The organism is Franconibacter pulveris, from assembly GCF_056780215.1.
Map to the genome: position 1 here is coordinate 2608005 of NZ_CM165555.1, position 24990 is coordinate 2632994.

Below are 24990 nucleotides of genomic sequence, written 5' to 3' on the forward strand. Positions count from 1 at the left end.
CACCGATGCGGCGCGGATGGATAAACGGCAAGCATTCTACCCGCACAACCATGAAATTTACAGGCGCGATCGCGCAGGCCCCGCTGCAAAGTGGCAGTAAACTGAGTTTGCCGGTTATGATGTCAAATTCATCATAAGTATGTTGTAACTAATGAAGGGTAAAAAAAGAGTTCTATTGACCATCCAGTCCGCGAATCGGCTTGATGGTTGACCACGCGCGGCAAGACGGACAGTGCCAGTAAAGGGTAAAAGCGGTAAAGCCGCATTTATGGCAGCGATAGCGCGGTTTCGTACGCACTTGCTCGCCTACCATGTCACGCAGAACCATCAGACTCTCTTTGGCGCGCCCTTCTTCAGCCTCCTGCAGATGGTAATCCATCAGACGATGAAAAACGCGCATAGTCGGGTGGCGCTGAAGCTGGCGCGTAATATAGACCTGAGCGGTATCCTGCCCTTCCTGCTGGTCTACCACTTCCGCCAGCATCAGTTCAGCCGTGGCGCCGGTATTTTCTTCTACGCAGCGTTTAAGAAAATCGGCCCATTCCTGAGGCTTATTGAGTTGCTGATAGCAAACCTGCAACATTTCCAGCGTTTCGCTAACCAGTTCATGATCCTGCTCGATGACTTTTTGCAGGCTCTCTACCGCGCTGGCATAGTCGCCGCGCGCCATAAAGATACGGCCCATCATGATGGAGATGCGCGCGCTGTTGCGATCGGCGGCGGCGCCCTTTTTCAGCAGGGACATTGCGCGTTCCATGTCGTCACTGCCCATCGCCTGCAGGGCCAGTTCACAATAAAAATGGGCGATTTCCATACGCTGTTTATCTTTGCCGAGCTTAACCAGCCGCTCTGCCACCTCGATGGCTTTCTGCCAGTCGCTGGTAGCCTGATAAATCTGCAGCAGTTGTTGCAGCGCGCCAACGCGAAAATCGGTTTCATCCACCAGTTGCTTGAACATCTCTTCCGCGCGGTCATACAGGCCCGCCGCCATATAATCGCGGCCAAGCTGTTGCACGGCAAGGAGCCGCTGCTCGTAAGTCAGCGACGCGCTTTCCATTAATGACTGATGAATGCGAATGGCGCGATCGACTTCGCCGCGAGAGCGGAAAAGATTGCCGAGCGTAAGGTGCGCCTCGACGGTGCCGGTATCCTCTTTCAGCATGTCGAGAAAGAGTTCAACGGCTTTATCCTGCTGGTTGGAGAGCAGGAAGTTAACGCCTGCGACATAGTCCCGAGAAAGCCGGTTGGTTTCCTGATCTTTTGCCTGTTGCGCACTTCTGCGCCCCATGTACCAGCCATAGGCGGCCGCGACGGGCAAAAGCAGAAACAACAACTCCAGCATAGCGAATTAATCCTTAACGGCCGGCGTAGTAGCGCTTGCGCCAGGCGCGGCCACAGGCGCGACCTGCTGTTCCAGGCGTTTGATTTTACGCTCGGCGCGAGCCAGCTGCAGCCTTACGCGCAGCCAGAACAGGCCGCAAATCAGCCAGCCGATAATAAAACCTGCGGCAAACAAAAAGGCGAGAAGCGTAGAAATACGAAACTCTCCCTGCGCCAGTAAGTAGTTAAACGTAACCTGCTGATCGTTTTGCGCACCCAGCGTGACCGAAACAACAAAAATCGCCAGTACCAGTAAAAAAATGAGTAAATATTTCACATGACTTCCCGTATGCGGCTTCGTGCGTATAAAAAACAGTCCAGGCTTCAGCGTAACGCGTTATAAGTTACCATTTTCGCACCCTTCGCGAAATCTCAAAGCGACAGGACATCCCAATTAAATAAGGCTAAAAAATCAAATATCAACCGTTCAGCTCTCGTCATGTTCACGCTTGTCGATTTCTACTTTTTCCTCAACAGGCGGGGTTAACGGCCCGCATAACCGCTGCGCAAGCCATGTCGCAAGCGTTACCAGCAGCCAGGAAATGAGCGTGGCGACCGCCAAATCCCGCGGCCAGTGCATTCCCAGCAACATCCTGCTGCCCATTACGCCCGTCGCCCAGACCAGCAGCAACGCAATAGTCCATGTTCTGCGACGCGGCCACAGCAGGCCGACGCCCAGCAACGCCCAGCTCGCGGCAAACATCGTATGACCAGAAGGAAAAGCGAAACCGGTCTCTTTTTGCCAGTGCCGGCGCAGCCAGCCCGGTATTTTTGTTTCATGCTGCAATTGCGCTTTCACTAACGCGCTTCGTTCCTTGCGCTTTAAAGTGTAGAACTCGTCAACCGGGATAGCGTGGGTTTTTTCAAGCCAGATGACAAACGGGCGCGGTTCCTGAACCTGTTCTTTAATCAATGACTTGCTCCACTGTCCCAGCAAAATTGCAATGCCCAGGATCGCAAACAGCGTAAGCGCTGCCTTAAGCCGGAAACGCAGGCACCAGAGAAACCAGGCGCAGAGTAAAACATGGGTGATTATTCCCCAGGGCTGCGTCACCGTTTCTGTCATCCAGAACAAGAATTTAAGCCATAAAGAGCTGTCGCCCGGCTGCCATTGCCACCCGGAAACCCAGGTCGACAGCGGCATGATGAGCAGTAGAAGCGCGCCAAGGGCGGTACGTCGAGCGATGGCCAGCATAGTCACTCCTTTTGTGCAAAGTCCTTCAAGAATAACTGAAAAATCACGCAATCTTGCAAATGTACCCTTTAGTGCGCTTAAAAACAGCCGTGGACAGTGTGATTAGGCGAACACTCCCGCCTTGTGGCAAAATAGCAAGATAACAGAAAGCCAGCGTTCTGGCGGACGTCGCGAGGCGTCATGTAATCTGGAGAATCACATGCAGCTTAAACGTGTGGCAGAAGCCAAACTGCCAACCCCATGGGGGGATTTCCTGATGGTGGGTTTTGAAGAACTGGCAACCGGGCAGGACCATGTGGCCCTGGTATTTGGGGATATTTCAGGCAAAGAGCCGGTTCTGGCTCGCGTTCATTCAGAATGTTTAACCGGCGATGCGTTATTCAGCCTGCGCTGCGACTGTGGTTTTCAGCTTGAAGCAGCGCTTTCGCACATTGCTGAAGAAGGCCGGGGCATTCTGCTGTATCACCGCCAGGAAGGGCGCAACATTGGTCTGCTGAATAAAATTCGCGCGTACGCGCTGCAGGACCAGGGTTACGATACCGTAGAAGCCAACCATCAACTTGGTTTTGCCGCCGATGAGCGAGATTTCACCCTTTGCGCAGACATGTTTAAACTGCTCGGCGTTGATGAAGTCCGTTTACTGACCAATAACCCGCGTAAGGTTGAGATCCTCACCGAGGCGGGCATCAATATTGTCGAGCGTGTGCCGCTTATCGTCGGGCGCAACCCCAACAATGAACATTATCTCGATACCAAGGCGGCCAAAATGGGCCATCTGCTCCCCTGAAAAAAGGCCTGCTGATGCAGGCCTTTTTTATCATGACGCTAAACGCTAAGCGATTCAGCGCAGCATATTGCGAATGACATAATGCAGAATGCCGTCGTTGCGGTAATAGGTCAGCTCATTACCAGTATCAATGCGACAGCGGCAATCAATCACTTCAGTCGCGCCATCTGCGCGGGTCAACGTAACCGGCACGGTGGCGGCAGGCGTAATATTCGCCAGATCGCTAATATCAATCCGCTCTTCCCCCGTGAGTCCCAATGTCTTACGCGTTACGCCTTGCGGGAATTCCAGCGGCAGTATGCCCATCCCGATGAGGTTCGAGCGGTGGATACGTTCGAACGATTCGGCGATAACCACGCGAACGCCCAACAGACGAGGCCCTTTTGCCGCCCAGTCGCGGCTGGAGCCTGAGCCATACTCTTTACCGGCAATAACCGCCAGCGGCGTGCCTTTCTCCTGGTAACGCATCGCGGCATCATAGATAGACATCACTTCATCGCCCGGCAACAGGCGGGTCATCCCCCCTTCCACACCCGGCACCATTTCGTTGCGAATGCGAATATTCGCGAAAGTGCCGCGCATCATTACTTCATGGTTGCCACGACGCGAACCGTAGGAGTTGAAGTCGTTACGCTCTACGCCATGGCTCAGCAAATAGCGCCCGGCCGGGCTATCGAGCTTGATGCTGCCCGCAGGGGAAATGTGGTCAGTCGTTACCGAATCGCCCAACATGGCGAGAATGCGCGCGCCATGGATATCCTGCACCGGCGCGGGTTCCGCCAGCATCTCGTCAAAGAAAGGCGACAGGCGAATGTAGGTTGAATCTGACTGCCAGTCGTAGGTATCCGAAGCCTCAACGTTGATAGCTTTCCAGTCGTCCGTGCCTTCAAACACTTCCGCATATTCTTTACGGAACATTTCCGTGGAAACTTGCTCCATCGCACGGGCAATTTCGCTTGTCGAAGGCCAGATATCTTTCAGATAGACCGGGTCGCCTTTACGATCGTGTCCCAGCGGCTCGGTTTCGAGGTTGATGTTCATGTTGCCGGCAAGCGCATAAGCCACTACCAGCGGCGGCGAGGCGAGCCAGTTGGTTTTCACCAGAGGATGAATACGACCTTCAAAGTTACGGTTGCCGGACAGCACGGCGCCAACCGTCAGATCGCCTTTTTTAATCGCCTGTTCAATAGGCTCTGGTAGCGGACCAGAGTTACCGATACAGGTGGTACACCCGTACCCAACCAGATTAAAACCCAGTTCGTCCAGATAAGGCGTCAGTTTAGCCCGGGCAAGGTAGTCGGAAACCACTTTTGAGCCAGGCGCCAGCGAGGCTTTTACCCATGGCTGACGTTTAAGCCCCAGCGTCACCGCTTTTTTGGCGAGCAGCCCGGCCGCCATTAATACGCTTGGGTTTGACGTATTAGTACAAGAGGTAATCGCCGAAATCACCACGGCGCCGTCCGGAAGCTCATATTGATGCCCGCTCAGGGTATACGTGACAGGCTGCTTGTCTTTCTGGGCGGTATTAAGCTCGAGCTCGGTACTGGCCGCGAAGGCTTTCGGCACATCGCCCAGCGCCACGCGATCCTGCGGCCGTTTCGGGCCAGCCAGACTCGCCTCAACATCCCCCATGTCAAGTTCAAGTACACTGGTAAACACAGGCTCATCGCCAGGGTTTCGCCATAGCCCCTGCGCTTTAGTGTAAGCCTCCACCAGCGCCACTTGCTCTTCGCTGCGCCCGCTGAGGCGCATATAACCGAGCGTCACCTCATCGACAGGAAAGAAGCCGCAGGTCGCGCCATATTCCGGCGCCATGTTAGCGATAGTGGCGCGATCGGCGAGCGGCAACGAATCCAGCCCGTCGCCAAAAAACTCAACAAACTTGCCTACCACGCCATGCTTGCGCAGCATTTGCGTCACCGTCAATACCAGATCGGTCGCCGTGATGCCTTCACGGAGCTTGCCGGTAAGGCGGAAACCCACGACATCGGGGATAAGCATAGAGACGGGCTGACCGAGCATCGCCGCTTCCGCCTCAATACCTCCTACCCCCCAGCCCAGCACGCCGAGACCGTTAATCATCGTCGTATGGGAGTCAGTGCCGACGAGCGTATCGGGATAAGCGACCATGACGCCATCCTGTAATTCGCTCCAGACGGCTTTGCCTAAATATTCAAGGTTAACCTGATGACAAATGCCGGTGCCCGGCGGGACGACGCTAAAGCGGCTGAAGGCTTGCTGTCCCCAGCGCAGGAATACATAGCGTTCGTGGTTGCGTTCCATTTCGAGACGTACGTTTTCTTCAAACGCATCGTCATCGCCAAAATGGTCCACGGTTACGGAATGGTCGATAACCAGATCGACCGGGGAAAGCGGGTTTACTTTTGAAACATCACCGCCCAGACGTTTTACCGCTTCTCGCATGGCGGCCAGATCCACTACCGCCGGCACGCCGGTGAAATCCTGCATCAGCACGCGGGCAGGACGATAGGCAATCTCCCGGTCGGCATGGGCGTTTTTCAGCCAGCCGGCCAGCGCATGCAAATCGTCGACGGTAACCGTATCGTTATCCTGCCAGCGCAGCATGTTTTCGAGTAAAACTTTTAAAGATTTGGGTAGCCGGGTGATATCTCCAAGTTCCCTGGCCGCCAGTGGCAAGCTGTAGTAATGATAGGTTTTATCCAGCGCCTGCAGCGTGTCCTTACTGGCTTCGCGTAGGGTTGACGACATAGCTCCTCCTGTAATCCTCGGATAGCGATACCCTGACAACCGTCAGGGTCTGTATTTAAAGATAACACAAACATGTCGTAACGATTTGATAACAACCCAAAAAGCTAAACGGCAGGAAAACAGAAAGGAAAAAAGCAAAATGCCCGGCTGGGCCGGGCATTATGGGGATTAGCGAAGGCAGATCCAGACCATCTGGCTCCAGAAGAGCGCTGAGACAGAAAAAGCGCCGAACCATGACCAGTATTTAAGGGTACGTTGATTATTCATAGCTATCACACCAATAAAATAAACCATTCATCCCGACACCATGTTTAATCTGTCGGCCTTATTGCTGTGTAGGTTTATTCTCTCAACCGGAGAAATGAAAAGAATGCATAATTGACAGCCTGAAACAGGTTCACAAAGTGTCGTTTAATGTTTTTTGTGATCTTCTTCAGTAAACAGAGCGATAAAAGCCTGCTGCTGTTCTGTTAATTCCCAAGGTCCGTACACCTCATCCGTGGGCATATTTTTGTGGTCTTGCTCACGAGTACGGTTGTCACGAAGCTGACATCTCCGTTTAGCTGCTGAGCTTTGTAAACGTACAGCCATTTTTAGCCCCAAAAACGCCAGATAAGGAGCGCAACCACAACCCAGAACAGCGCTGAGCCAAGAAAGACGGCCATCCACGCTTTGCGCTTCAGATCCGGATCTCTACGCGGCTCTTCACTTCCTGATGGCATTGCTAACCTCATACAATCGACATCGCTTATCATGTTTACACCAAACAATTGGTACAAGTAATCATCAGATGAGATAAATCCTAAATAAACTTTAGCCGAAAAGCCAGCATCTTTACGATCATTTTGCTATCGAATAATTAATCTTTTGACGTGAAATAAATTATTGAAGTGGCGAATTTGCGTTAAGGCTTATTATTTTCTATTTTTGTCGCTAATTGGTGACAGTACCCACGCGAAATATAAGGAGAAAGTCGCAGGGCGGCATAAAGTCGCGGATGATTCTCTTTCTTATTTCAATTACGTGGGGAGAAAATAAAGGCATCCCCGCTTCGCTGAGGATGCCTGAAGTGATTATTTGGCAGGCAGTTTGATATCTTTAAACATCTCTTCAATATCTTCATTCGAGCGTAGCGCAACGGCGGCATCGACAACGTCACGCGTCAAATGCGGCGCAAAGCGTTGGATAAAGTCATACATATAGCTACGTAAGAATGTACTGCGGCGAAAACCGATCTTCGTGGTGCTGTGACTGAAAATGCCATCTGCATCAATTCTTACCAAATCGGGATCGGATATTGGATCTACCGCCATGCTGGCAATCACCCCTACCCCCAACCCCAGGCGCACGTAAGTTTTGATAACATCGGCATCGGTCGCGGTGAAAACAATGCGCGGCGACAAGCCCGCGCGGTTAAAAGCCGTATCCAGCTCTGAGCGTCCGGTAAAACCAAAGGTATAGGTGACCAGCGGATACTGAGCCAGCTCTTCAATATTGACCTTTTCTTTCGAAGCCAGCGGATGATCGGGCGTGACCACAATTGACCGGTTCCAGTGATAGCAAGGCAGCATGACAAGGTCGTCATACAGGTGCAGCGCTTCCGTCGCGATAGCGAAATCAGCATTGCCTTTTGATACCGCTTCGGCAATCTGCGTTGGCGATCCCTGGTGCATATGCAGGGAAACGCGCGGGTAACGCTCAATAAACCCTTTAATCACGCTCGGTAAGGCATAGCGTGCCTGAGTGTGGGTTGTCGCCACATAAAGCGACCCTTTATCAGGCCAGGTGTGTTCGCCTGCAACCGATTTAATGGCATCGACTTTAGAAAGCACTTCCCGGGCGATACGAATAATTTCCTGACCGGCTGGCGTGACCTGAGTAAGATGCTTGCCGCTGCGCGCAAAAATTTGTATGCCCAGTTCATCCTCAAGCATACGAACCTGCTTACTAATGCCTGGCTGCGAGGTATAAAGGCCTTCCGCCGTAGAGGAAACATTCAGGTTGTGGTTAACCACCTCAACGATATAGCGCAACTGTTGTAGTTTCATGTCTGACCATCCAGGGTTGCACCCGCGGCAAGCAGGCTTAAGACGATTTCATAATAAGAAAGGGGAAAGCTATAACTACTATATCACTAATAGCTTTAGTGTATAGATATGTAAAAAAAATAATAACAGCGTTATAAAAAGAAAAGGCCGACTGGAGTCGGCCTTAAGCTATTAATTATATTTTATTTCTTGCCTTCGACCCATTTGCCGTCGACGTAAAAGGCAGACCAGTTAGTCGCCTTGCCATCCTTTTCAGACGCGACATATTGCTGTTTGGTCTTACGGCTAAAACGCACCATCGTTTTGTTGCCTTCAGGATCTTCCTGCGGCGCGTCAGCGAGGTAGCGCAGTTTTTCCGGCAGACGATCGCGGAAGCGATGTAACTCTTCAACCAGCGGCGCGCGCGTTTCACGCGATTTCGGGAAGGTGTTCGCTGCAAGGAAAACTCCCGCCGCGCCATCGCGAAGCACAAAATACGCATCCGATTTCTCGCATGGCAACTCAGGCAGCGGCACCGGATCTTCCTTCGGCGGCGCTACTTCACCGTTACGCAGAATTTTACGGGTGTTTTTGCACTCTTCGTTGGTACAGGCCATGTACTTGCCAAAACGCCCCATTTTCAGGTGCATTTCAGAACCGCATTTCTCGCACTCCACCACCGGGCCATCGTAGCCTTTAATGCGGAACTCGCCTTCCTCAATCTCATAACCGTCGCAGGTCGGGTTATTACCGCAGATATGAATCTTACGTTTCGGGTCGATGAGGTAGCTGTCCATCGCCGTGCCGCATTTGACGCAACGACGGCGGGCGCGAAGCGCGTTGGTTTCCGCATCGTCACCTTCCAGCACGTTCAGCACTTCATTTTCCGGCACGAGGTTGATGGTAGTTTTGCAGCGTTCTTTCGGCGGTAGCGCATAGCCGGAACAGCCGAGGAATACGCCAGTGCTGGCGGTGCGAATCCCCATCTTGCGGCCGCAGGTCGGGCAGTCGATGCTGGTCAACACCATCTGGTTCGGGCGCATGCCGCCCTCTTCCGGATCTTTCTCAGCCGTATCAAGCTGCTTGTTAAAATCATTAAAGAAGCTGTCCAGAACGCCGCGCCATTCAGCTTCATGGTTCGCTACCCGGTCAAGGCTGTCTTCCATCTGCGCGGTAAAATCATAGTTCATCAAATCGCGGAAATTCTCTTCCAGGCGATCGGTGACGATTTCACCCATTTTTTCAGCATAGAAACGGCGGTTTTCCACACGCACGTAACCACGGTCCTGAATAGTGGAAATGATGGATGCATAAGTAGACGGGCGGCCAATTCCGCGCTTCTCAAGTTCTTTAACCAGCGACGCTTCGCTAAAGCGTGCCGGCGGCTTGGTAAAGTGCTGAGCCGGCGTCAATTCAATTAATGAAAGCGTATCGCCTTCGTTTACCGCTGGCAGCGTGCGATCTTCATCGTTTTTACGCAGCGCCGGCATGACTTTCGTCCAGCCGTCGAAGCGCAAGGTGCGTCCGCGCGCTTTGAGGCGAAAATCGCCTGCCGCTACCGTGAGCGTAGTGGAATCATACTGCGCAGGCGTCATCTGGCAGGCCACGAACTGGCGCCAAATAAGCTGATAGAGCTTCTGCGCGTCCGCTTCCATATCCTTCAACGATTCCGCAAGCACGCTTACATCTGAAGGACGAATGGCTTCGTGCGCTTCCTGCGAGTTTTCTTTACTGGCGTACTGATTCGGCGCGTCCGGCAGATATTTTTTACCGAAATTGCTGTCAATGTAGCCGCGAACCATGCTCACCGCATCCTGACTCAGGTTGGTGGAGTCAGTACGCATATAGGTAATGTGCCCGGCTTCATAAAGACGCTGCGCCATCATCATGGTTTTCTTCACGCCAAAGCCAAGACGAGTGCTTGCAGCCTGTTGCAGGGTAGACGTAATAAAGGGAGCGCCAGGCTTGCTGCTGGTGGGTTTGTCTTCACGCTCTATAACTTTATATTGCGCGCCCTTGAGCAACTCCACCGCCGCCATGGTTTCATCACGGCTGACAGGACGGAATGGCTTGTCATGCTGATGCGTAACCTGGACGGACAGCGCTTCGCTGGAAGGCGTGGTAAGCGAGGCGTCAACTTCCCAATACTCTTCCGGAACAAAGGCTTTAATTTCGCGCTCGCGCTCCACCACTAAACGCACCGCGACTGACTGAACGCGGCCTGCGGAAAGCCCACGCGCTATCTTCTTCCACAGCAGCGGGGAAACCATATAGCCCACCACGCGGTCCATGAAGCGGCGCGCCTGTTGAGCATTTACGCGATCGAGATTCAACTCGCCCGGCTTTTCAAATGCCTGACGAATGGCGTTCTTGGTAATTTCGTTGAAGACAACGCGACTGTAGCGTTTGTCATCGCCGCCGATCACTTCCCGCAGGTGCCAGGCGATAGCCTCCCCTTCGCGGTCAAGGTCGGTTGCGAGATAGATATGATCGGCTTTTTCCGCGAGCGACTTGAGCTCGGAAACCACCTTTTCTTTACCCGGCAGCACTTCATACTGTGCTTCCCAGTTGTGCCAGGGGTCGATGCCCATACGGCTGACGAGCGCACCACGTTCATCTTTTTTGGCCTTGCCGGCCGCTTTTTTGGTGGAGGCGGAGTCAGCGCTTTTCTTAGGGACGGAGCCACTGGTCGGCAAATCACGGATGTGGCCTACGCTGGATTTCACCACGTAGTCTTTACCGAGATATTTGTTAATCGTTTTGGCTTTTGCCGGGGACTCAACGATAACGAGAGCTTTACCCATATTCACCTTTACCTGATTGGATTCTTCCAGAATACGTCGCACGTTGCTGCACCTTCCACTGGCGACGAGCCTTTTATATTGCGGCAGCGTCGATGGATATCAACCCTTAAATCGCTTAAGCCCGCAGAGACCCAAAACGCGTCAGGTGGTTGAGACCACAGGGTTTTCGTACAGGTTGAACCAGCACGACGAACTTCAGGTTGAATGTCAAGCAATTCTGTTGCCAGATTTGCGAAAGGGTCACACTCTACCTGATAAAATTCGTTACGCAACTTTATTAGCATGCAAAAGCGTTTCACGCTACCACGTAAAAGCCCCTAATCCCCCTGTCGGCAACAGGGAAAATTTGCCACCTTTCCTCTGTGAGGCGTACACTACGCGCAGTCTTTAAGGAGAGGATTATGCAAGCAAAAACTCAGCCTATCGATCGTGAAACGTTGCTAGCTCATGCCAATAAGCTCATTCGCGAGCATGAGGATTACCTGGCGGGTATGGAAGCGACGCATGTCGAGCAAAAAAATGGCGTGCTGGTGTTTCAGGGCAACTATTTTCTTGACGAGCAAGGCTTACCTACCGCGAAAAGCACAGCGGTGTTCAATATGTTCAAACACCTCGCCCACCAGCTTTCCGAGAAATATCACCTGCAGGATTGAAAAACGAGGCGCGCAGCCTCGTTTTCCAGGTTACAGCAGCGGTTTTTCTCCTCGCTGCCACCAGCGGAGCAGCAGGCGGTCCAGACTCTGGGCCGCGCTGCCGGTAAATTTATCCATTAGCTTTTTACGACGCGTGTAGCGTACGCTCACCACCTCTTTTTGCGGCATTTGCTGCAAAATCAAATCGTCGCTGGTGCGAATTTCATCCACTAACCCTTTTTCCTGCGCCTGCAGACCGTACCAGTGCTCCCCCGTTGCGACCTCATTAATATCTAATGAAGGGCGCATGGTCTGCACAAACTGCTTGAAGAGTTGATGGGTTTCGTTGAGATCTTCACGAAACTTCTCCCGCCCTTCCTCGGTATTCTCGCCGAACAGGGTCAGGGTGCGTTTGTATTGTCCAGCGGTGTGAAGTTCAATATCGATATCGTTGCGCTTAAGCAGGCGATTGAAGTTAGGCACCTGAGCGACGACCCCTATCGAGCCGACAATGGCGAAAGGCGCCGCTACAATCCGGTTGGCCACGCAAGCCATCATGTACCCCCCGCTTGCCGCGACTTTATCTACCGCAACGGTTAAAGGAATATTACGATCGCGTAAACGCTGAAGCTGGGATGAAGCAAGACCGTAGCCATGCACCACCCCGCCGGGGCTCTCCAGACGCAGTAATACTTCATCCTGCGGCTTCGCCACGGCCAGCACGGCGGTAATCTCTTCGCGCAGCGAAGCGACCTCATGGGCGTCCATGCTGCCTTTGAAGTCCAGCACGTAAAGCGTTGCCTTGCCGGACGGCGCGTTTTCACCACGCTTTGCCCGCGCTTTAGCCGCTTTCGCTTCCTGTTTCTCTTTCTTCTTTTGTTCCTTATGCCACTGTTTCTGCTGATGTGTGTCGAGCAGCGCAACCGCTATCTCTTCCTGCATCGTTTTGTATTGTTCATTCAGACGGGTCACGCGAAGCTCGCCGCGCTGATGTTTCTTGCGCTGGGCGACATTCGAAATCAGCGAGATGACGATAACTAACGCCACGACTACCGTCGCGATTTTGGCCAAAAACAGGCCATATTCATAAACTAAATCCACAGTTTCCGCCTCTGTCTTTACGCTCGAAAAACGGCGTTAGTCTACCCGACGCTTCATCGCGCGTCTCGCGATTAGTCTCGTTCATGCGAGTCAGGTTCCTGATTTTTCCTTGTGCGATGAAATATTTGCAAAATGTTACGTTCAGGTTGTTATCGCCCCCCGGCCGATTGAAATAGCGAGCGGATTAAGGCATAAAGCGCTTTTATGCAAAATGAAGCGTCGGCTTTTGCCCGCCGCTTGCGCCGAGGAGTTGCCCGTGCACTATCAACCGCAAACTAACCTGCTGCAAAACCGCATAATTTTAGTCACAGGCGCCAGCGACGGCATTGGCCGCGAGGCGGCATTGACCTATGCGCGTTACGGAGCGCAGGTGCTTTTATTGGGCCGCAGCGAAGAAAAATTACGCCAGGCCGCTGCTGACATCGCTCGTCTGGGCGCCATCCCGGCCAGCCTGTTTTTGCTCGATTACGCAAGCGCTACGGTTGAAGATTGCCAGCGCGTGGCGAGGGAAATCGCCGCTCAGGTTCCTCGCCTGGACGGTTTGTTACACAATGCTGGCGTACTGGGTGAAATCGCGCCGATGATGGAGCAGACGCCGGAAAGCTGGCGTGAAGTCATGCAGGTTAACGTCAATACCACCTTCTTTTTAACCCAGGCGCTGTTGCCGCTGCTGTTGAAGGCGGAAGCAGGCTCGCTGGTCTTCACCACCTCAAGCGTGGGCCGTCAGGGGCGGGCGCAATGGGGCGCTTACGCCGTGTCCAAATTCGCAACGGAAGGCATGATGCAGGTGCTTGCGGACGAATATAAATCGTTGCGGGTCAACTGTATCAACCCTGGCGGCACGCGAACCAAAATGCGCGCCAGCGCCTTCCCGACGGAAGATGCCGATAAACTCAAGACACCGGCGGATTTAATGCCGCTTTACCTCTGGCTGATGGGCGACGACAGCCGCCGCAAAACCGGCATGAGCTTTGATGCCCAGCCAGGCCGCAAACCGGGAATAGCCGAATGAACGAAGATCGCTATCAGCAACGCCAGCAGAAAATAAAAGATAAGGTCGATGCCCGCGTGGCCGCCGCACAGCAGGAGCGCGGCATCACCCTCGTTTTTACCGGCAACGGCAAAGGCAAAACCACCGCCGCCTTCGGCACAGCCACCCGCGCTGTCGGCCACGGTAAAAAAGTGGGCGTTATCCAGTTCATTAAAGGCACCTGGCCGAATGGCGAACGTAACCTGCTGGAACCGCACGGGGTAGAATTTCAGGTCATGGCAACGGGTTTTACCTGGGATACGCAAAACCGCGAGAGCGATACGGCCGCTTGCCTTGACGTTTGGCGGCATGCCGAGCGCATGCTGGCCGACAACGCGCTTGATATGGTGATTCTGGACGAGCTGACTTACATGGTGGCTTACGATTATCTGCCGCTGGAAACGGTTATGCAGGCGCTGCGAAACCGTCCGGCGCACCAGACGGTCATCATCACCGGCCGCGGCTGTCACCGCGATATTCTTGATTATGCCGATACCGTAAGCGAACTGCGTCCGGTTAAACATGCCTTTGACGCAGGCATTAAGGCGCAAATCGGCATTGACTACTAGCCGTCGGCGTTATCCCGGCGCAGTAAGCAAAACGCCCTCATTCGAGGGCGTTTTTATTTAGCTGCCGCTGCGTCCACCGCCGCTGCGACGGTTGCCGCTCACCTGGCTGTGGCGTTTTACTGCCCGGCGAATCTGGTTCGCCTTCATACGGCGTCTGTCTTTTTCAACCGCCACTTTGCTGGAGGTCTCCGCGGGCAAGCCCACCAGTTCGCGCAGGTAGTTGGTCTGCGCCAGATCAAGCTCCGTCCAGCCGCCGCGCGGCAAACCTTTCGGCAGAGGGATATCGCCATAGCGCACGCGAATCAGGCGGCTTACCTGTACGCCTACCGCTTCCCACAGGCGACGCACTTCACGGTTGCGCCCCTCCGTGAGGGTAACGTTGTACCACTGATTAATGCCTTCGCCGCCGCTGAAGCGGATAGTTTTAAACGCCGCCGGACCATCTTCCAGCTGTACGCCCCGCGCCAGTTCACGCACTTTCGCATCGTCAATCTGGCCAAAGACGCGTACCGCGTATTCGCGTTCTACTTCCCGACTCGGGTGCATCAGGCGATTCGCCAGCTCGCCGTCAGTCGTAAAGAGCAGCAAACCGCAGGTGTTGACATCAAGACGGCCCACCGCAATCCAGCGCGCGCCGCGCAGCTTGGGCAGACGGTCGAACACGGTAGGACGGCCTTCCGGATCGTTGCGGGTGCAAAGCTCGCCTTCCGGCTTATAGTAAGCCAGCACGCGGCAGATCTGCTCTACCGACTCTTTTACCGAAACAAGGTGTCCATCAATACGAATTTTCAGTGCTGGCGTGACTTCCACACGGTCGCCGAGGGTGGCGATTTTGCCATCCACGCTGACGCGTCCTGCGGTAATCATGGTTTCGATTTCACGGCGCGAACCGTGGCCGGCGCGCGCCAGCACTTTCTGTAATTTCTCGCTCATTGAGCTTCCTTCAGGTGTCGCCTTCCCAGGCGTCGGACAGGATTCGGGGCGCATGGCGCCCCGATTTTTGGGGGCGTAGTATAGCCTTGCACAATATTATAAGAAAGGCTTAACGTCGCCCACCCCTTCACGCAATACCACTGGCGCATCGTCGGTCAGGTCAACCACCGTAGTGGGCTGCTGCCCCAGATACCCGCCGTGAATAATCAAATCGACCTGCTTCTCCAGTCGGTCTTTAATTTCATCCGGATCGGACTCGGTAAAATCGCTGCCCGGCAGCATCAGCGAGGTGGAGAGCATTGGCTCGTTCAGCGTCTCCAGCAGCGCCAGCGCGATAGGATTAGAGGGGACGCGCAGGCCAATCGTCTTACGCTTCTCCTGCAGCAGGCGACGCGGCACCTCTTTAGTGCCTTTGAGAATAAAGGTGTAGTTGCCCGGCGTGTTGTTTTTGATAAGCCGGAACGCCACGTTATCGACATAGGAGTAAGTGGAAAGCTCAGAGAGATCGCGGCACATCAGGGTAAAGTTGTGACCGTCGGGCAACTGACGGATCCGGCAAATCCGCTCCATCGCGCTCTTATCTTCCAGCTTACAACCCAGCGCATAGCCGGAATCGGTGGGATAAACAATAACCCCGCCTTTACGGATGATCTCTACCGCCTGGTTAACCAGTCGCGGCTGCGGGTTATCCGGATGAATATAAAAAAACTGACTCATACTGCCCTCTCTTTTCGTTCTTCCGGCGATGTCCAGCTCGCCCAGACGGGCGTAACGCCAGCAGGCAGCCACAGCTTGCGGCCCAGCTCAATCCACGGCGAGGGCTGATGAAAATCGGAGCCCTGGGATGCGAGCAAGCCAAACTGCGCCGCATAATTCGCCAGTTGCGTACGCTCATTCGGCGCCTGCTGGCACTGCGCGACCTCCATCGCCTCTCCGCCTGTCTCGGCAAAGTGATGAAGCAGCCGCTTAAGCCATTTTGCGCTCAGGTCATAACGCCCGGGATGGGCCACAACCGCCTGGCCGCCAGAATGATGAATCACATCAATAGCTTGTTTTATTGTACACCACTGCGGCGGAACATAGCCGATTTTCCCCCGCGCCAGATAATGCTTAAACACCTTCGCCGGCTCGGTGGCGCGCCCCGCCTCCACCAGAAAGCGAGCAAAATGCCCGCGGGTTATCATCCCGCCTTCGGCAAAACGCTGCGCCCCTTCCCAGGCGCCGGGAATACGCGCCTTTTCAAGGCGTTCCGCTATCATCCGCGCGCGCTGAATACGCCGCTCTCCCTGTTCGGCCAGGAACGCGATCATCGCAGGATGTTGAATGTCGATGCCGAGGCCGACAATGTGGATCTCATGGTTTTCCCACACGGTAGAAATTTCCACGCCAGCCACCAGGCGCAGCGCCAGGCCTGCGCGGTCGATTTCCGCCTGCGCCGGCGCAATGCCCGCCGTGGTGTCATGGTCGGTAATCGCAAGCGTATGGATTTGCATCCCGGCGGCGCGATGGACCAGTTGCGCGGGCGTTAATAGCCCGTCGGATGCCGTTGTATGGCTATGCAGATCGTAAATGACTGCGGAATCAGGTTCGCTCAAAACGGCTCCACTCGGTTAGTAATACGCATTAGGCCGCCCATCATAACGATTCCTGATGTTTTTCTGAAATCAGGGTTGACAATTTGGTCATGAACCAGTTAACTAGTACGCAAGTTCACTGCAAAAGGTATCTGAAAATGAAAGCAACATTGACTCTTCGCGGCTGGTGGCGTACCTCCTGAATCGGGCGGTGTCTTCACGCATGCGTAACGCAATCAGATACCCGGCCCGCTTAAAGCGGGCTTTTTTTTGAACAGAACAGACGGGAAGCCGAGAATGCAAACAGCTAAACCAGCACTTGAACTACTCAGCAGCGAAGGGGTTTACCGTGAAAACCCAACGGCGCTGTTTAACCAACTCTGCGGCGCGCGTCCTGCGACTCTGCTGCTTGAGTCGGCGGACATCGACAGTAAAAACGATCTTAAAAGCCTGCTGCTGGTTGATAGCGCGTTGCGCATTACCGCAATCGGTGACACTGTCACGATATCTGCCTTAACGGATAACGGCGCGGCACTGCTCGCCCTGCTGGATGGCGTCTTGCCTGCCGGCGTGGAGAACACACGTCAGCCCCAGACCCGCGTGCTTCGCTTCCCACCGGTAAGCCAGTTGCTGGATGAAGACGCCCGTCTCTGTTCGGTTTCCGTATTCGATACCTTCCGCCTGCTGCAAACGCTGGTTGACGTACCGGAAAATGAGCGAGAAGCGATGTTTTTCGGCGGTCTGTTCGCTTATGACCTGGTGGCGGGCTTTGAAGACTTGCCAGACCTTAAAGCGTCGAATCGTTGCCCGGATTACTGTTTCTATCTTGCTGAAACGCTGCTGGTTATCGACCATCAGAAAAAAAGCAGCCGCATTCAGGCGAGCCTCTTTACGCCGCAGCCGCTGGAGAAACAGCGCCTGCAGACGCGCATTGAGCAGATTAAGCAGCAACTGACTCAGGCTGCCGCGCCGTTGCCGGTACAGGAAGTGGCAAGCATGCGTTGCGAATGCAACCAGAGCGATGAAGAGTATGGCGCCGTCGTGCGCGAAATGCAGAAAGCGATTCGCGCCGGGGAGATTTTCCAGGTCGTGCCTTCGCGTCGCTTCACGCTGCCCTGCCCGTCGCCGCTGGCCGCCTACGATACGCTGAAAAAGAGCAACCCAAGCCCATACATGTTTTTTATGCAGGATAGCGACTTCACGCTGTTTGGCGCCTCGCCGGAGAGCTCGCTGAAGTATGACGCCGCATCGCGCCAGATTGAGATCTACCCCATCGCCGGCACCCGCCCGCGCGGACGCCGCGCCGACGGCACGCTGGACCGCGATCTTGACAGCCGCATTGAGCTGGAGATGCGCACCGACCATAAAGAGCTTTCTGAGCACCTGATGCTGGTTGATCTGGCGCGTAACGATCTGGCGCGCATCTGCACGCCGGGCAGCCGCTATGTCGCAGATCTGACCAAAGTAGACCGGTACTCTTTTGTGATGCATCTCGTCTCCCGCGTGGTTGGCGAGCTGCGACAGGACCTCGACGTACTGCACGCTTACCGCGCCTGCATGAACATGGGCACCCTGAGCGGCGCGCCGAAGGTCCGCGCCATGCAGCTTATCGCCGCCGCCGAGGGCGAGCGCCGGGGCAGCTACGGCGGCGCGGTGGGCTATTTTACCGCTCACGGCGACCTTGATACCTGCATCGTTATTCGCTCAGCCTATGTGGAAGATGGCATCGCCACCGTCCAGGCGGGGGCTGGCGTGGTGCTCGACTCCGTGCCGCAGTCCGAAGCGGACGAAACCCGTAATAAAGCCCGCGCGGTATTGCGCGCAATCGCCCAGGCGCATCATGCACAGGAGATTTTCTGATGGCCGACATTCTGCTGCTCGATAATATCGACTCCTTCACTTACAACCTGGCGGATCAGCTGCGGGCAAGCGGCCATAACGTGGTTATCTACCGCAACCATGTCCCGGCGCAGACCTTGATTGACCGTCTGGCGACCATGGATAACCCGGTATTGATGCTCTCGCCTGGCCCCGGCACGCCTTCGGAAGCGGGCTGCATGCCTGAGCTTCTGACCCGGATGCGCGGCAAGCTGCCGATTATCGGCATCTGCCTGGGCCACCAGGCGATAGTGGAAGCCTACGGCGGCTACGTTGGCCAGGCCGGAGAAATTTTGCATGGCAAGGCTTCAAGCATCGAGCATGACGGCCAGGGGATGTTCGCCGGGTTAATGAACCCGTTGCCGGTCGCCCGCTATCATTCGCTGGTCGGCAGCAACATTCCGGCAGGGTTGACCGTGAACGCCCATTTCGATGGCATGGTCATGGCGGTGCGTCATGACGCAGACCGCGTATGCGGTTTTCAGTTCCACCCGGAATCTATCCTGACGACGCAGGGCGCGCGCCTGCTGGAGCAGACGCTTGCCTGGGCGCAAACCCAGGTTGAGCAGAAAAACTCGCTGCAGCCGATTCTGGAAAAGCTTTATCAGGCGCAAACGCTGAGCCGTGAAGAGAGCCACCAGCTCTTCTCCGCGATTGTCCGCGGCGAGCTGAAACCTGAGCAACTGGCGGCCGTGCTGGTCAGCATGAAAGTGCGCGGCGAACACCCGAATGAAATTGCCGGCGCCGCTTCCGCGCTGCTGGAAGACGCCGCGCCCTTCCCGCGCCCGGACTACCTGTTTGCCGATATCGTCGGCACCGGCGGCGACGGCAGCAACAGCATTAATATCTCCACCGCCAGCGCATTTGTCGCCGCCGCGGTGGGGCTGAAGGTCGCAAAACATGGCAACCGCAGCGTCTCCAGCCGCTCGGGCTCTTCCGACCTGCTGGCTGCTTTCGGTATTAATCTGGAGATGAACGCGCAAGCATCGCGCCAGGCGCTGGATGATCTTGGCGTCTGTTTCCTGTTCGCGCCGAAGTACCACACCGGCTTTCGTCACGCCATGCCGGTACGCCAGCAGTTGAAAACCCGCACGCTCTTTAACGTGCTGGGGCCGTTGATTAACCCGGCTCACCCACCGCTGGCGCTGATTGGCGTATACAGCCCGGAGCTGGTGCTGCCGATTGCCGAAACGCTGCGCGTGCTTGGCTACCAGCGCGCGGCCGTCGTGCATAGCGGGGGAATGGATGAAGTCTCCCTTCACGCCCCGACGCTGGTTGCGGAGCTCAATAATGGCGAGATTAAAAGCTATCAGCTGACCGCCGACGATTTTGGCTTATCCCCTTATGAGAAAGCGGACCTCGCAGGCGGCACGCCGGAAGAAAACCGTGACATTCTCACCCGCCTGTTACAAGGTAAAGGAGAGACTGCGCATGAGGCGGCCGTCGCCGCCAACGTCGCGATGCTGATGCGTCTGCACGGCGAAGAAGATTTAAAAACCAATGCCCGGCGGGTGATTGACGTATTACGCAGCGGCAGCGCTTATGACCGTGTTACCGCACTGGCAGCAAGAGGGTAAGGCATGGAAACCGTTTTAGCGAAAATCGTCGCAGATAAGGCGATTTGGGTGGAAACCCGCAAGCAGCAGCAACCGCTGGCGAGCTTTCAGAATGACGTTAAGCCGAGCGCGCGCAGTTTTTACGACGCGCTGCAGGGCGCGCGCACCGCGTTCATCCTTGAATGTAAGAAAGCCTCTCCGTCAAAAGGGGTGATCCGTGAGGACTTCGACCCGGCGCGCATTGCATCTGTTTATAAGCATCACGCTTCGGCTATCTCTGTCCTGACGGATGAGAAATATTTCCAGGGCAGCTTCGATTTCCTGCCAGTGGTCAGCGGCATCGTCACACAGCCGGTGCTGTGCAAAGACTTTATTATCGACGCTTACCAGATTTACCTGGCGCGTTTTTATCAGGCGGACGCTTGCCTGCTGATGCTCTCGGTGCTGGATGATGAACAGTATCGTCAGCTCGCCGCCGTGGCGCACAGCCTGAGCATGGGCGTGCTGACCGAGGTGAGCAACGAAGAGGAGCTGGAGCGCGCTATCCGTCTGGAAGCCAAAGTGGTCGGCATTAATAACCGCGACCTGCGGGATCTCTCAATCGATCTCAACCGCACCCGCGAGCTTGCGCCGCGCCTTGGCCCGGGCGTGACGGTTATCAGCGAATCCGGCATCAATACTTATGCGCAGGTGCGCGAACTGAGCCATTTCGCCAACGGTTTCCTGATTGGTTCCGCCCTGATGGAAGAGGACGATCTGGCGGCAGCCGTACAGCGCGTGCTGCTTGGCGCAAACAAAGTGTGCGGGCTGACGCGCTCTGAAGACGCGCAGGCGGCCCACGACGCGGGCGCCATCTACGGCGGGCTGATTTTTGTCTCCTCCTCGCCTCGCGCGGTGACAATTGAACAGGCGAAAGCTGTGAAGAACGCCGCGCCGCTGCGCTATGTCGGCGTCTTTCGCAACGCCCTTCAGGATGAGGTGGTGGAAACGGTCAATGCGCTTAAGCTCGCTGCCGTTCAACTCCACGGCAGCGAAGACCAGGCCTATATCGACACCCTGCGCGCCGCGCTGCCGGCGAACGTGGAAATCTGGAAAGCCTTGAGCGTGGCGCAGGCTCTCCCGCCGCGTAACCTTAATCACGTAGCGAAATATGTGCTGGATAACGGCCAGGGCGGCAGCGGTCAGCGCTTCGACTGGTCGCTGCTGGCGGGTGAAAAACTCGATAATGTCATCCTCGCGGGCGGCCTTGGCGCCGACAACTGTGTGGAAGCGGCGAAGCTTGGCTGTGTGGGACTCGATTTTAACTCCGGCGTGGAAAGCGAGCCGGGAATCAAAGATGCCAACAAGCTGGCGGCGGTCTTCAGAACGCTGCGGGCTTATTAAGGAAGCGACGAATGACGACTTTACTGAACCCCTATTTTGGTGAATTTGGCGGTATGTATGTCCCGCAGATCCTGATGCCCGCGCTGCGCCAGCTGGAAGCGGCTTTTGTCAGCGCCCAGAGCGACCCGGAATTTCAGGCGCAGTTTACCGACCTGTTGAAAAATTACGCGGGTCGCCCTACTGCGTTAACCAAATGTCAGAACCTGACAGCGGGCACGAAAACCACCCTTTATCTTAAGCGTGAAGACCTGCTGCACGGCGGCGCGCATAAAACGAACCAGGTATTAGGCCAGGCGCTGCTTGCCAAACGCATGGGCAAAACCGAGATTATCGCTGAAACCGGCGCGGGCCAGCACGGCGTCGCCTCGGCGCTCGCCAGCGCCCTGCTCGGTCTGAAATGCCGCATCTATATGGGTGCGAAAGACGTTGAGCGTCAATCGCCGAACGTGTTTCGCATGAAGCTGATGGGCGCAGAGGTTATCCCGGTGCATAGCGGCTCCGCCACGCTGAAGGACGCCTGCAACGAGGCGCTTCGCGACTGGTCCGGCAGCTATGAGAAAGCGCACTATATGCTGGGCACCGCCGCCGGTCCGCACCCCTTCCCGACTATTGTTCGCGAATTCCAGCGTATGATCGGCGAAGAGACCAAAGCGCAAATTCTGGAAAAAGAGGGACGCCTGCCCGACGCGGTTATCGCCTGCGTGGGCGGCGGCTCAAACGCTATCGGCATGTTTGCCGATTTTATCGATGAAACCAACGTGGGACTGATTGGCGTGGAGCCTGCGGGCCACGGCATCGAGACCGGCGAGCACGGCGCGCCGCTTAAGCATGGTCGTGTCGGCATCTATTTCGGTATGAAAGCGCCGATGATGCAGACCGACGAAGGGCAGATTGAGGAGTCCTATTCCATTTCCGCCGGGCTCGATTTCCCGTCGGTCGGACCGCAGCATGCTTATCTCAACAGCACCGGACGCGCCGACTATGTCTCTATTACCGATGACGAAGCGCTGGACGCGTTTAAAGCGCTTTGCCGCAGCGAAGGGATTATCCCGGCGCTGGAGTCCTCTCACGCGCTGGCGCATGCGTTAAAAATGATGCGCGAAAACCCGGAGAAAGAGCAGTTGCTGGTAGTGAATCTGTCCGGTCGCGGAGATAAAGATATCTTTACCGTTCACGATATTTTCAAAGCACGAGGGGAAATGTAATGGAACGCTACGATCAGCTTTTCGCACGCCTTAAAGCCCGCAAGGAAGGCGCTTTTGTCCCCTTCGTCACGCTTGGCGATCCGTCGCCGGAACAGTCGTTGAAAATCATTGACGCGCTGATTGAAGCGGGCGCCGACGCGCTGGAGCTGGGCATTCCCTTCTCCGACCCGCTGGCAGACGGCCCAACGATTCAGGACGCCACGCTGCGCGCTTTTGCCGCAGGCGTTACGCCAGGGCAGTGTTTTGAGATGCTGGCCGCCATTCGCCAGAAGCACCCGACCATCCCGATTGGTCTGCTGATGTATGCCAACCTCGTTTTCAGCCGCGGTATCGATGCGTTTTATGCTCAGTGCGAAAAAGTGGGCGTGGATTCGGTGCTGGTGGCGGACGTCCCGGTGGAAGAATCGGCGCCGTTTCGTCAGGCGGCGATGCGTCACAACGTAGCGCCGATTTTTATCTGCCCGCCGAATGCCGATGATGACCTGTTGCGCCAGATTGCCTCTTATGGCCGCGGTTACACTTACCTGCTTTCCCGCGCCGGGGTGACAGGCGCGGAGAACCGCGCCGCGCTGCCGCTGCATCATCTGATTGAGAAACTGACTGAGTACCACGCCGCGCCGCCGCTGCAGGGCTTCGGCATTTCCGAACCGACGCAGGTGAAAGCCGCTGTCGAGGCGGGCGCCGCCGGCGCGATTTCCGGCTCCGCCACGGTAAAAATCATTGAGCGGAATATCAACAACCACAACGCGATGCTGGATGAACTAAAAGCGTTTGTGCAGCAGATGAAAGCGGCCAGCCGCCCTGCTTAACTATCCAGACAAGCAAAAGGCGCGACGTTCGCGCCTTTTTTCTTTTTGTCGGTAGTGCCGATGCTTAGAAGCGATAACCGGCCGAGAACATGAATACCCACGGATCGAGACGGGTATTGATATTTTGCTGTTCGCCGCCCGCCTTAAATTTCACTTCCGTATCAATATCCATATACCAGACGGACATGTTCAACAGCCAGTCGCGGTTAATAAGATAATCAAGACCGACCTGGCCTGCCGCGCCCCAGGAATCCTTCAGGCTTAAATCGCTCAGGCCCGCCGCTTTGCCCGTATCGTTAAAATCTTCATTAAAGAAAGTGGTGTAGTTAATGCCCGCGCCGATGTAAGGGCGCACTTTGCTCTGAGCGTCACCGAAGTACCACTGCGCCATTAACGTCGGCGGCAGATGGTGCACAGTCGCGATATCCCCCGTCGCCCCTAACCCAACGCGATGACGAAACGGCGTGGCGGCAAGCAGTTCGACGCCTACGTTGTCCGTAGCCATATAGGTTAAGGTCACGCCGAGCTGGGTATTGTTATTAACATTAAAGCCGCCCATACCCAGCACATTATCAGACCCTTCTGTAGGACGAACGGTCGCGCTACCGGCACGCACAAAAAACTCCCCCGCCTCATGCGCCGACGCCACGCCCGATAAACAGCTCAACGCAATCAACGCCACTGCAAACTTTTTCATATCCCGCTCCCTTGTTGTGGTTTTATTGGCGCGGTGAATATACCCAGATTGAGTTATAAAGTGATCTGCCGCAGATCACATTCGAAGCGGTAATTTAACATTCATTGATCTGCATTAATTTCCAGGTTATCCGCTGATAACGAATTTTTGATTTGCAGGTAATCGGCAAACAAAAATTAACAAAAAATTGTGACAGTGCTCACTTGCTGCTGGTGATGGCGCTGGCTAATTTAGCTGCTTCCTCCATATGGCTATTTGCGTGATGTGTTTGCGGGTGAGAAATGAGCGAGTTGAATCCGTGCATGACGTGTGGCGCTTGCTGCGCCTGGTTTAGAGTTTCTTTCTATTGGGCCGAAGGCGATGATGCCGGCGGCATCGTGCCTTCCCATTTGACCGAGCAGGTTACTCCTTTTTTACGCTGCATGAGCGGCACCTTGCACAAACCCTGTCGGTGCGTGGCGCTGGAAGGCGCGCCTGGCGAATCGGTCAGATGCACGATTTACGAAAACCGGCCAACCCCCTGTCGTGAATTCGCCATGTCTGGCGAAAACGGCGTGGTTAACGATGCCTGTAACCGCGCACGCGCCGCATGGGGTTTGCCGCCGCTTGGCGAAACATCGTCCCTTTCCGGCTTACCTCTCAATGCTGCCACTGCGGAGTCATCCAGGGTACAATTGCCCGCAGATTAACATCCGCAAAA

At 55.3% G+C, this 24990-nt stretch carries 24 protein-coding genes and 1 other annotated feature; of the genes, 10 read left to right on the top strand and 14 right to left on the bottom strand.

What is annotated here, in order from left to right:
* Positions 1 to 172 precede the first annotated feature (172 nt).
* From lapB to pgpB, 3 genes are all read right to left on the bottom strand, one after another.
* Positions 173 to 1342, bottom strand: coding sequence for a lipopolysaccharide assembly protein LapB (gene lapB, locus ACU4F7_RS12330; RefSeq protein ID WP_029591543.1), 1170 nt, complete (start codon positions 1340 to 1342; stop codon positions 173 to 175).
* A 6-nt stretch (positions 1343 to 1348) separates the two neighbouring features.
* Positions 1349 to 1657, bottom strand: a complete 309-nt coding sequence (locus ACU4F7_RS12335) for a LapA family protein (RefSeq protein WP_029591542.1) — start codon at positions 1655 to 1657, stop codon at positions 1349 to 1351.
* Positions 1658 to 1807: 150 nt separating this feature from the next.
* Positions 1808 to 2575, bottom strand: coding sequence for a phosphatidylglycerophosphatase B (pgpB, locus tag ACU4F7_RS12340; protein ID WP_029591541.1), 768 nt, complete (start codon positions 2573 to 2575; stop codon positions 1808 to 1810).
* Between the two features lie 199 nt (positions 2576 to 2774).
* Between pgpB and ribA the strand changes: the two genes are divergently transcribed.
* A complete protein-coding gene (gene ribA / locus ACU4F7_RS12345; protein ID WP_029591540.1) occupies positions 2775 to 3362 on the top strand; it encodes a GTP cyclohydrolase II in 588 nt (195 codons plus the stop codon).
* 54 nt (positions 3363 to 3416) lie between these two features.
* On the opposite strand, the gene acnA is transcribed toward ribA, so the two are convergent.
* From acnA to topA, 6 genes are all read right to left on the bottom strand, one after another.
* Entirely contained in the window at positions 3417 to 6092 is a 2676-nt protein-coding gene (gene acnA, locus ACU4F7_RS12350; RefSeq protein ID WP_481637031.1) for an aconitate hydratase AcnA, read from the bottom strand.
* A gap of 168 nt (positions 6093 to 6260) precedes the next feature.
* Positions 6261 to 6359, bottom strand: coding sequence for a small membrane protein YmiC (ymiC, locus tag ACU4F7_RS12355; protein ID WP_229701815.1), 99 nt, complete (start codon positions 6357 to 6359; stop codon positions 6261 to 6263).
* Positions 6360 to 6503: 144 nt separating this feature from the next.
* The gene (locus tag ACU4F7_RS12360; RefSeq protein WP_481637032.1) at positions 6504 to 6683 is read right to left on the bottom strand and encodes a hypothetical protein; all 180 of its coding nucleotides are present in this window, start codon (positions 6681 to 6683) and stop codon (positions 6504 to 6506) included.
* Between the two features lie 2 nt (positions 6684 to 6685).
* Complete coding sequence (locus tag ACU4F7_RS12365; protein WP_235470166.1) at positions 6686 to 6826, bottom strand: YmiA family putative membrane protein; 141 nt, start codon at positions 6824 to 6826, stop codon at positions 6686 to 6688.
* Between the two features lie 339 nt (positions 6827 to 7165).
* Positions 7166 to 8140 carry an HTH-type transcriptional regulator CysB gene (gene cysB, locus ACU4F7_RS12370; RefSeq protein WP_024556118.1) on the bottom strand — a complete coding sequence of 325 codons (975 nt, stop codon included), beginning with the start codon at positions 8138 to 8140 and terminating at the stop codon, positions 7166 to 7168.
* Positions 8141 to 8322: 182 nt separating this feature from the next.
* Positions 8323 to 10923 carry a type I DNA topoisomerase gene (gene topA / locus ACU4F7_RS12375; protein ID WP_481638727.1) on the bottom strand — a complete coding sequence of 867 codons (2601 nt, stop codon included), beginning with the start codon at positions 10921 to 10923 and terminating at the stop codon, positions 8323 to 8325.
* A gap of 401 nt (positions 10924 to 11324) precedes the next feature.
* Here topA and ACU4F7_RS12380 point away from each other — a divergent pair, with 401 nt between their 5' ends.
* Positions 11325 to 11576, top strand: coding sequence for a YciN family protein (locus ACU4F7_RS12380; protein ID WP_029591538.1), 252 nt, complete (start codon positions 11325 to 11327; stop codon positions 11574 to 11576).
* Between the two features lie 30 nt (positions 11577 to 11606).
* On the opposite strand, the gene sohB is transcribed toward ACU4F7_RS12380, so the two are convergent.
* Positions 11607 to 12656: a protease SohB gene (sohB, locus tag ACU4F7_RS12385; protein ID WP_029591537.1), complete on the bottom strand. Its 1050-nt coding sequence runs from the start codon at positions 12654 to 12656 to the stop codon at positions 11607 to 11609.
* 256 nt (positions 12657 to 12912) lie between these two features.
* On the opposite strand from sohB, the gene ACU4F7_RS12390 reads away from it, so the two are divergent.
* Together ACU4F7_RS12390 and cobO are read left to right on the top strand one after the other, a co-directional pair.
* Entirely contained in the window at positions 12913 to 13668 is a 756-nt protein-coding gene (locus tag ACU4F7_RS12390; protein ID WP_481637033.1) for a YciK family oxidoreductase, read from the top strand.
* Positions 13665 to 14255, top strand: coding sequence for a cob(I)yrinic acid a,c-diamide adenosyltransferase (cobO, locus tag ACU4F7_RS12395; protein WP_481637034.1), 591 nt, complete (start codon positions 13665 to 13667; stop codon positions 14253 to 14255). Before ACU4F7_RS12390 ends, cobO begins: the two co-directional genes overlap by 4 nt.
* Positions 14256 to 14312: 57 nt before the next feature.
* Here the strand turns inward: cobO and rluB are convergent, their stop codons facing one another.
* The 3 genes from rluB to rnm all read right to left on the bottom strand — a co-directional run bounded on the left by rluB (position 14313) and on the right by rnm (position 16783).
* Positions 14313 to 15188, bottom strand: a complete 876-nt coding sequence (gene rluB, locus ACU4F7_RS12400; protein ID WP_029591534.1) for a 23S rRNA pseudouridine(2605) synthase RluB — start codon at positions 15186 to 15188, stop codon at positions 14313 to 14315.
* A 96-nt stretch (positions 15189 to 15284) separates the two neighbouring features.
* Positions 15285 to 15905, bottom strand: a complete 621-nt coding sequence (locus ACU4F7_RS12405) for an L-threonylcarbamoyladenylate synthase (protein ID WP_029591530.1) — start codon at positions 15903 to 15905, stop codon at positions 15285 to 15287.
* Positions 15902 to 16783: an RNase RNM gene (rnm, locus tag ACU4F7_RS12410; protein ID WP_029591529.1), complete on the bottom strand. Its 882-nt coding sequence runs from the start codon at positions 16781 to 16783 to the stop codon at positions 15902 to 15904. The genes ACU4F7_RS12405 and rnm overlap by 4 nt, the downstream gene beginning before the upstream one ends.
* A gap of 158 nt (positions 16784 to 16941) precedes the next feature.
* Positions 16942 to 17034, top strand: a sequence feature (Trp leader region).
* 25 nt (positions 17035 to 17059) lie between these two features.
* On the opposite strand from rnm, the gene ACU4F7_RS12415 reads away from it, so the two are divergent.
* Genes ACU4F7_RS12415 through trpA form a run of 5 tightly spaced genes read left to right on the top strand, consistent with a single transcriptional unit; the run spans position 17060 to position 23593 of the window.
* Positions 17060 to 18622: an anthranilate synthase component 1 gene (locus ACU4F7_RS12415; protein ID WP_481637035.1), complete on the top strand. Its 1563-nt coding sequence runs from the start codon at positions 17060 to 17062 to the stop codon at positions 18620 to 18622.
* Positions 18622 to 20217: a bifunctional anthranilate synthase glutamate amidotransferase component TrpG/anthranilate phosphoribosyltransferase TrpD gene (trpD, locus tag ACU4F7_RS12420; RefSeq protein ID WP_029591527.1), complete on the top strand. Its 1596-nt coding sequence runs from the start codon at positions 18622 to 18624 to the stop codon at positions 20215 to 20217. Before ACU4F7_RS12415 ends, trpD begins: the two co-directional genes overlap by 1 nt.
* A 3-nt stretch (positions 20218 to 20220) precedes the next feature.
* On the top strand, positions 20221 to 21579 hold the full coding sequence (gene trpCF / locus ACU4F7_RS12425) for a bifunctional indole-3-glycerol-phosphate synthase TrpC/phosphoribosylanthranilate isomerase TrpF (protein ID WP_481637036.1): 1359 nt from the start codon (positions 20221 to 20223) through the stop codon (positions 21577 to 21579).
* Between the two features lie 11 nt (positions 21580 to 21590).
* Positions 21591 to 22784, top strand: coding sequence for a tryptophan synthase subunit beta (gene trpB, locus ACU4F7_RS12430; protein ID WP_029591525.1), 1194 nt, complete (start codon positions 21591 to 21593; stop codon positions 22782 to 22784).
* Positions 22784 to 23593 carry a tryptophan synthase subunit alpha gene (gene trpA / locus ACU4F7_RS12435; protein ID WP_481637037.1) on the top strand — a complete coding sequence of 270 codons (810 nt, stop codon included), beginning with the start codon at positions 22784 to 22786 and terminating at the stop codon, positions 23591 to 23593. The genes trpB and trpA overlap by 1 nt, the downstream gene beginning before the upstream one ends.
* Positions 23594 to 23657: 64 nt before the next feature.
* Here trpA and ompW read toward each other — a convergent pair whose 3' ends face one another.
* Positions 23658 to 24290 (bottom strand): outer membrane protein OmpW, encoded by a 633-nt coding sequence (gene ompW, locus ACU4F7_RS12440; RefSeq protein WP_029591524.1) that lies wholly within the window; start codon positions 24288 to 24290, stop codon positions 23658 to 23660.
* 281 nt (positions 24291 to 24571) lie between these two features.
* Here ompW and ACU4F7_RS12445 point away from each other — a divergent pair, with 281 nt between their 5' ends.
* Complete coding sequence (locus ACU4F7_RS12445; protein WP_481637038.1) at positions 24572 to 24979, top strand: YkgJ family cysteine cluster protein; 408 nt, start codon at positions 24572 to 24574, stop codon at positions 24977 to 24979.
* Positions 24980 to 24990 lie beyond the last annotated feature (11 nt).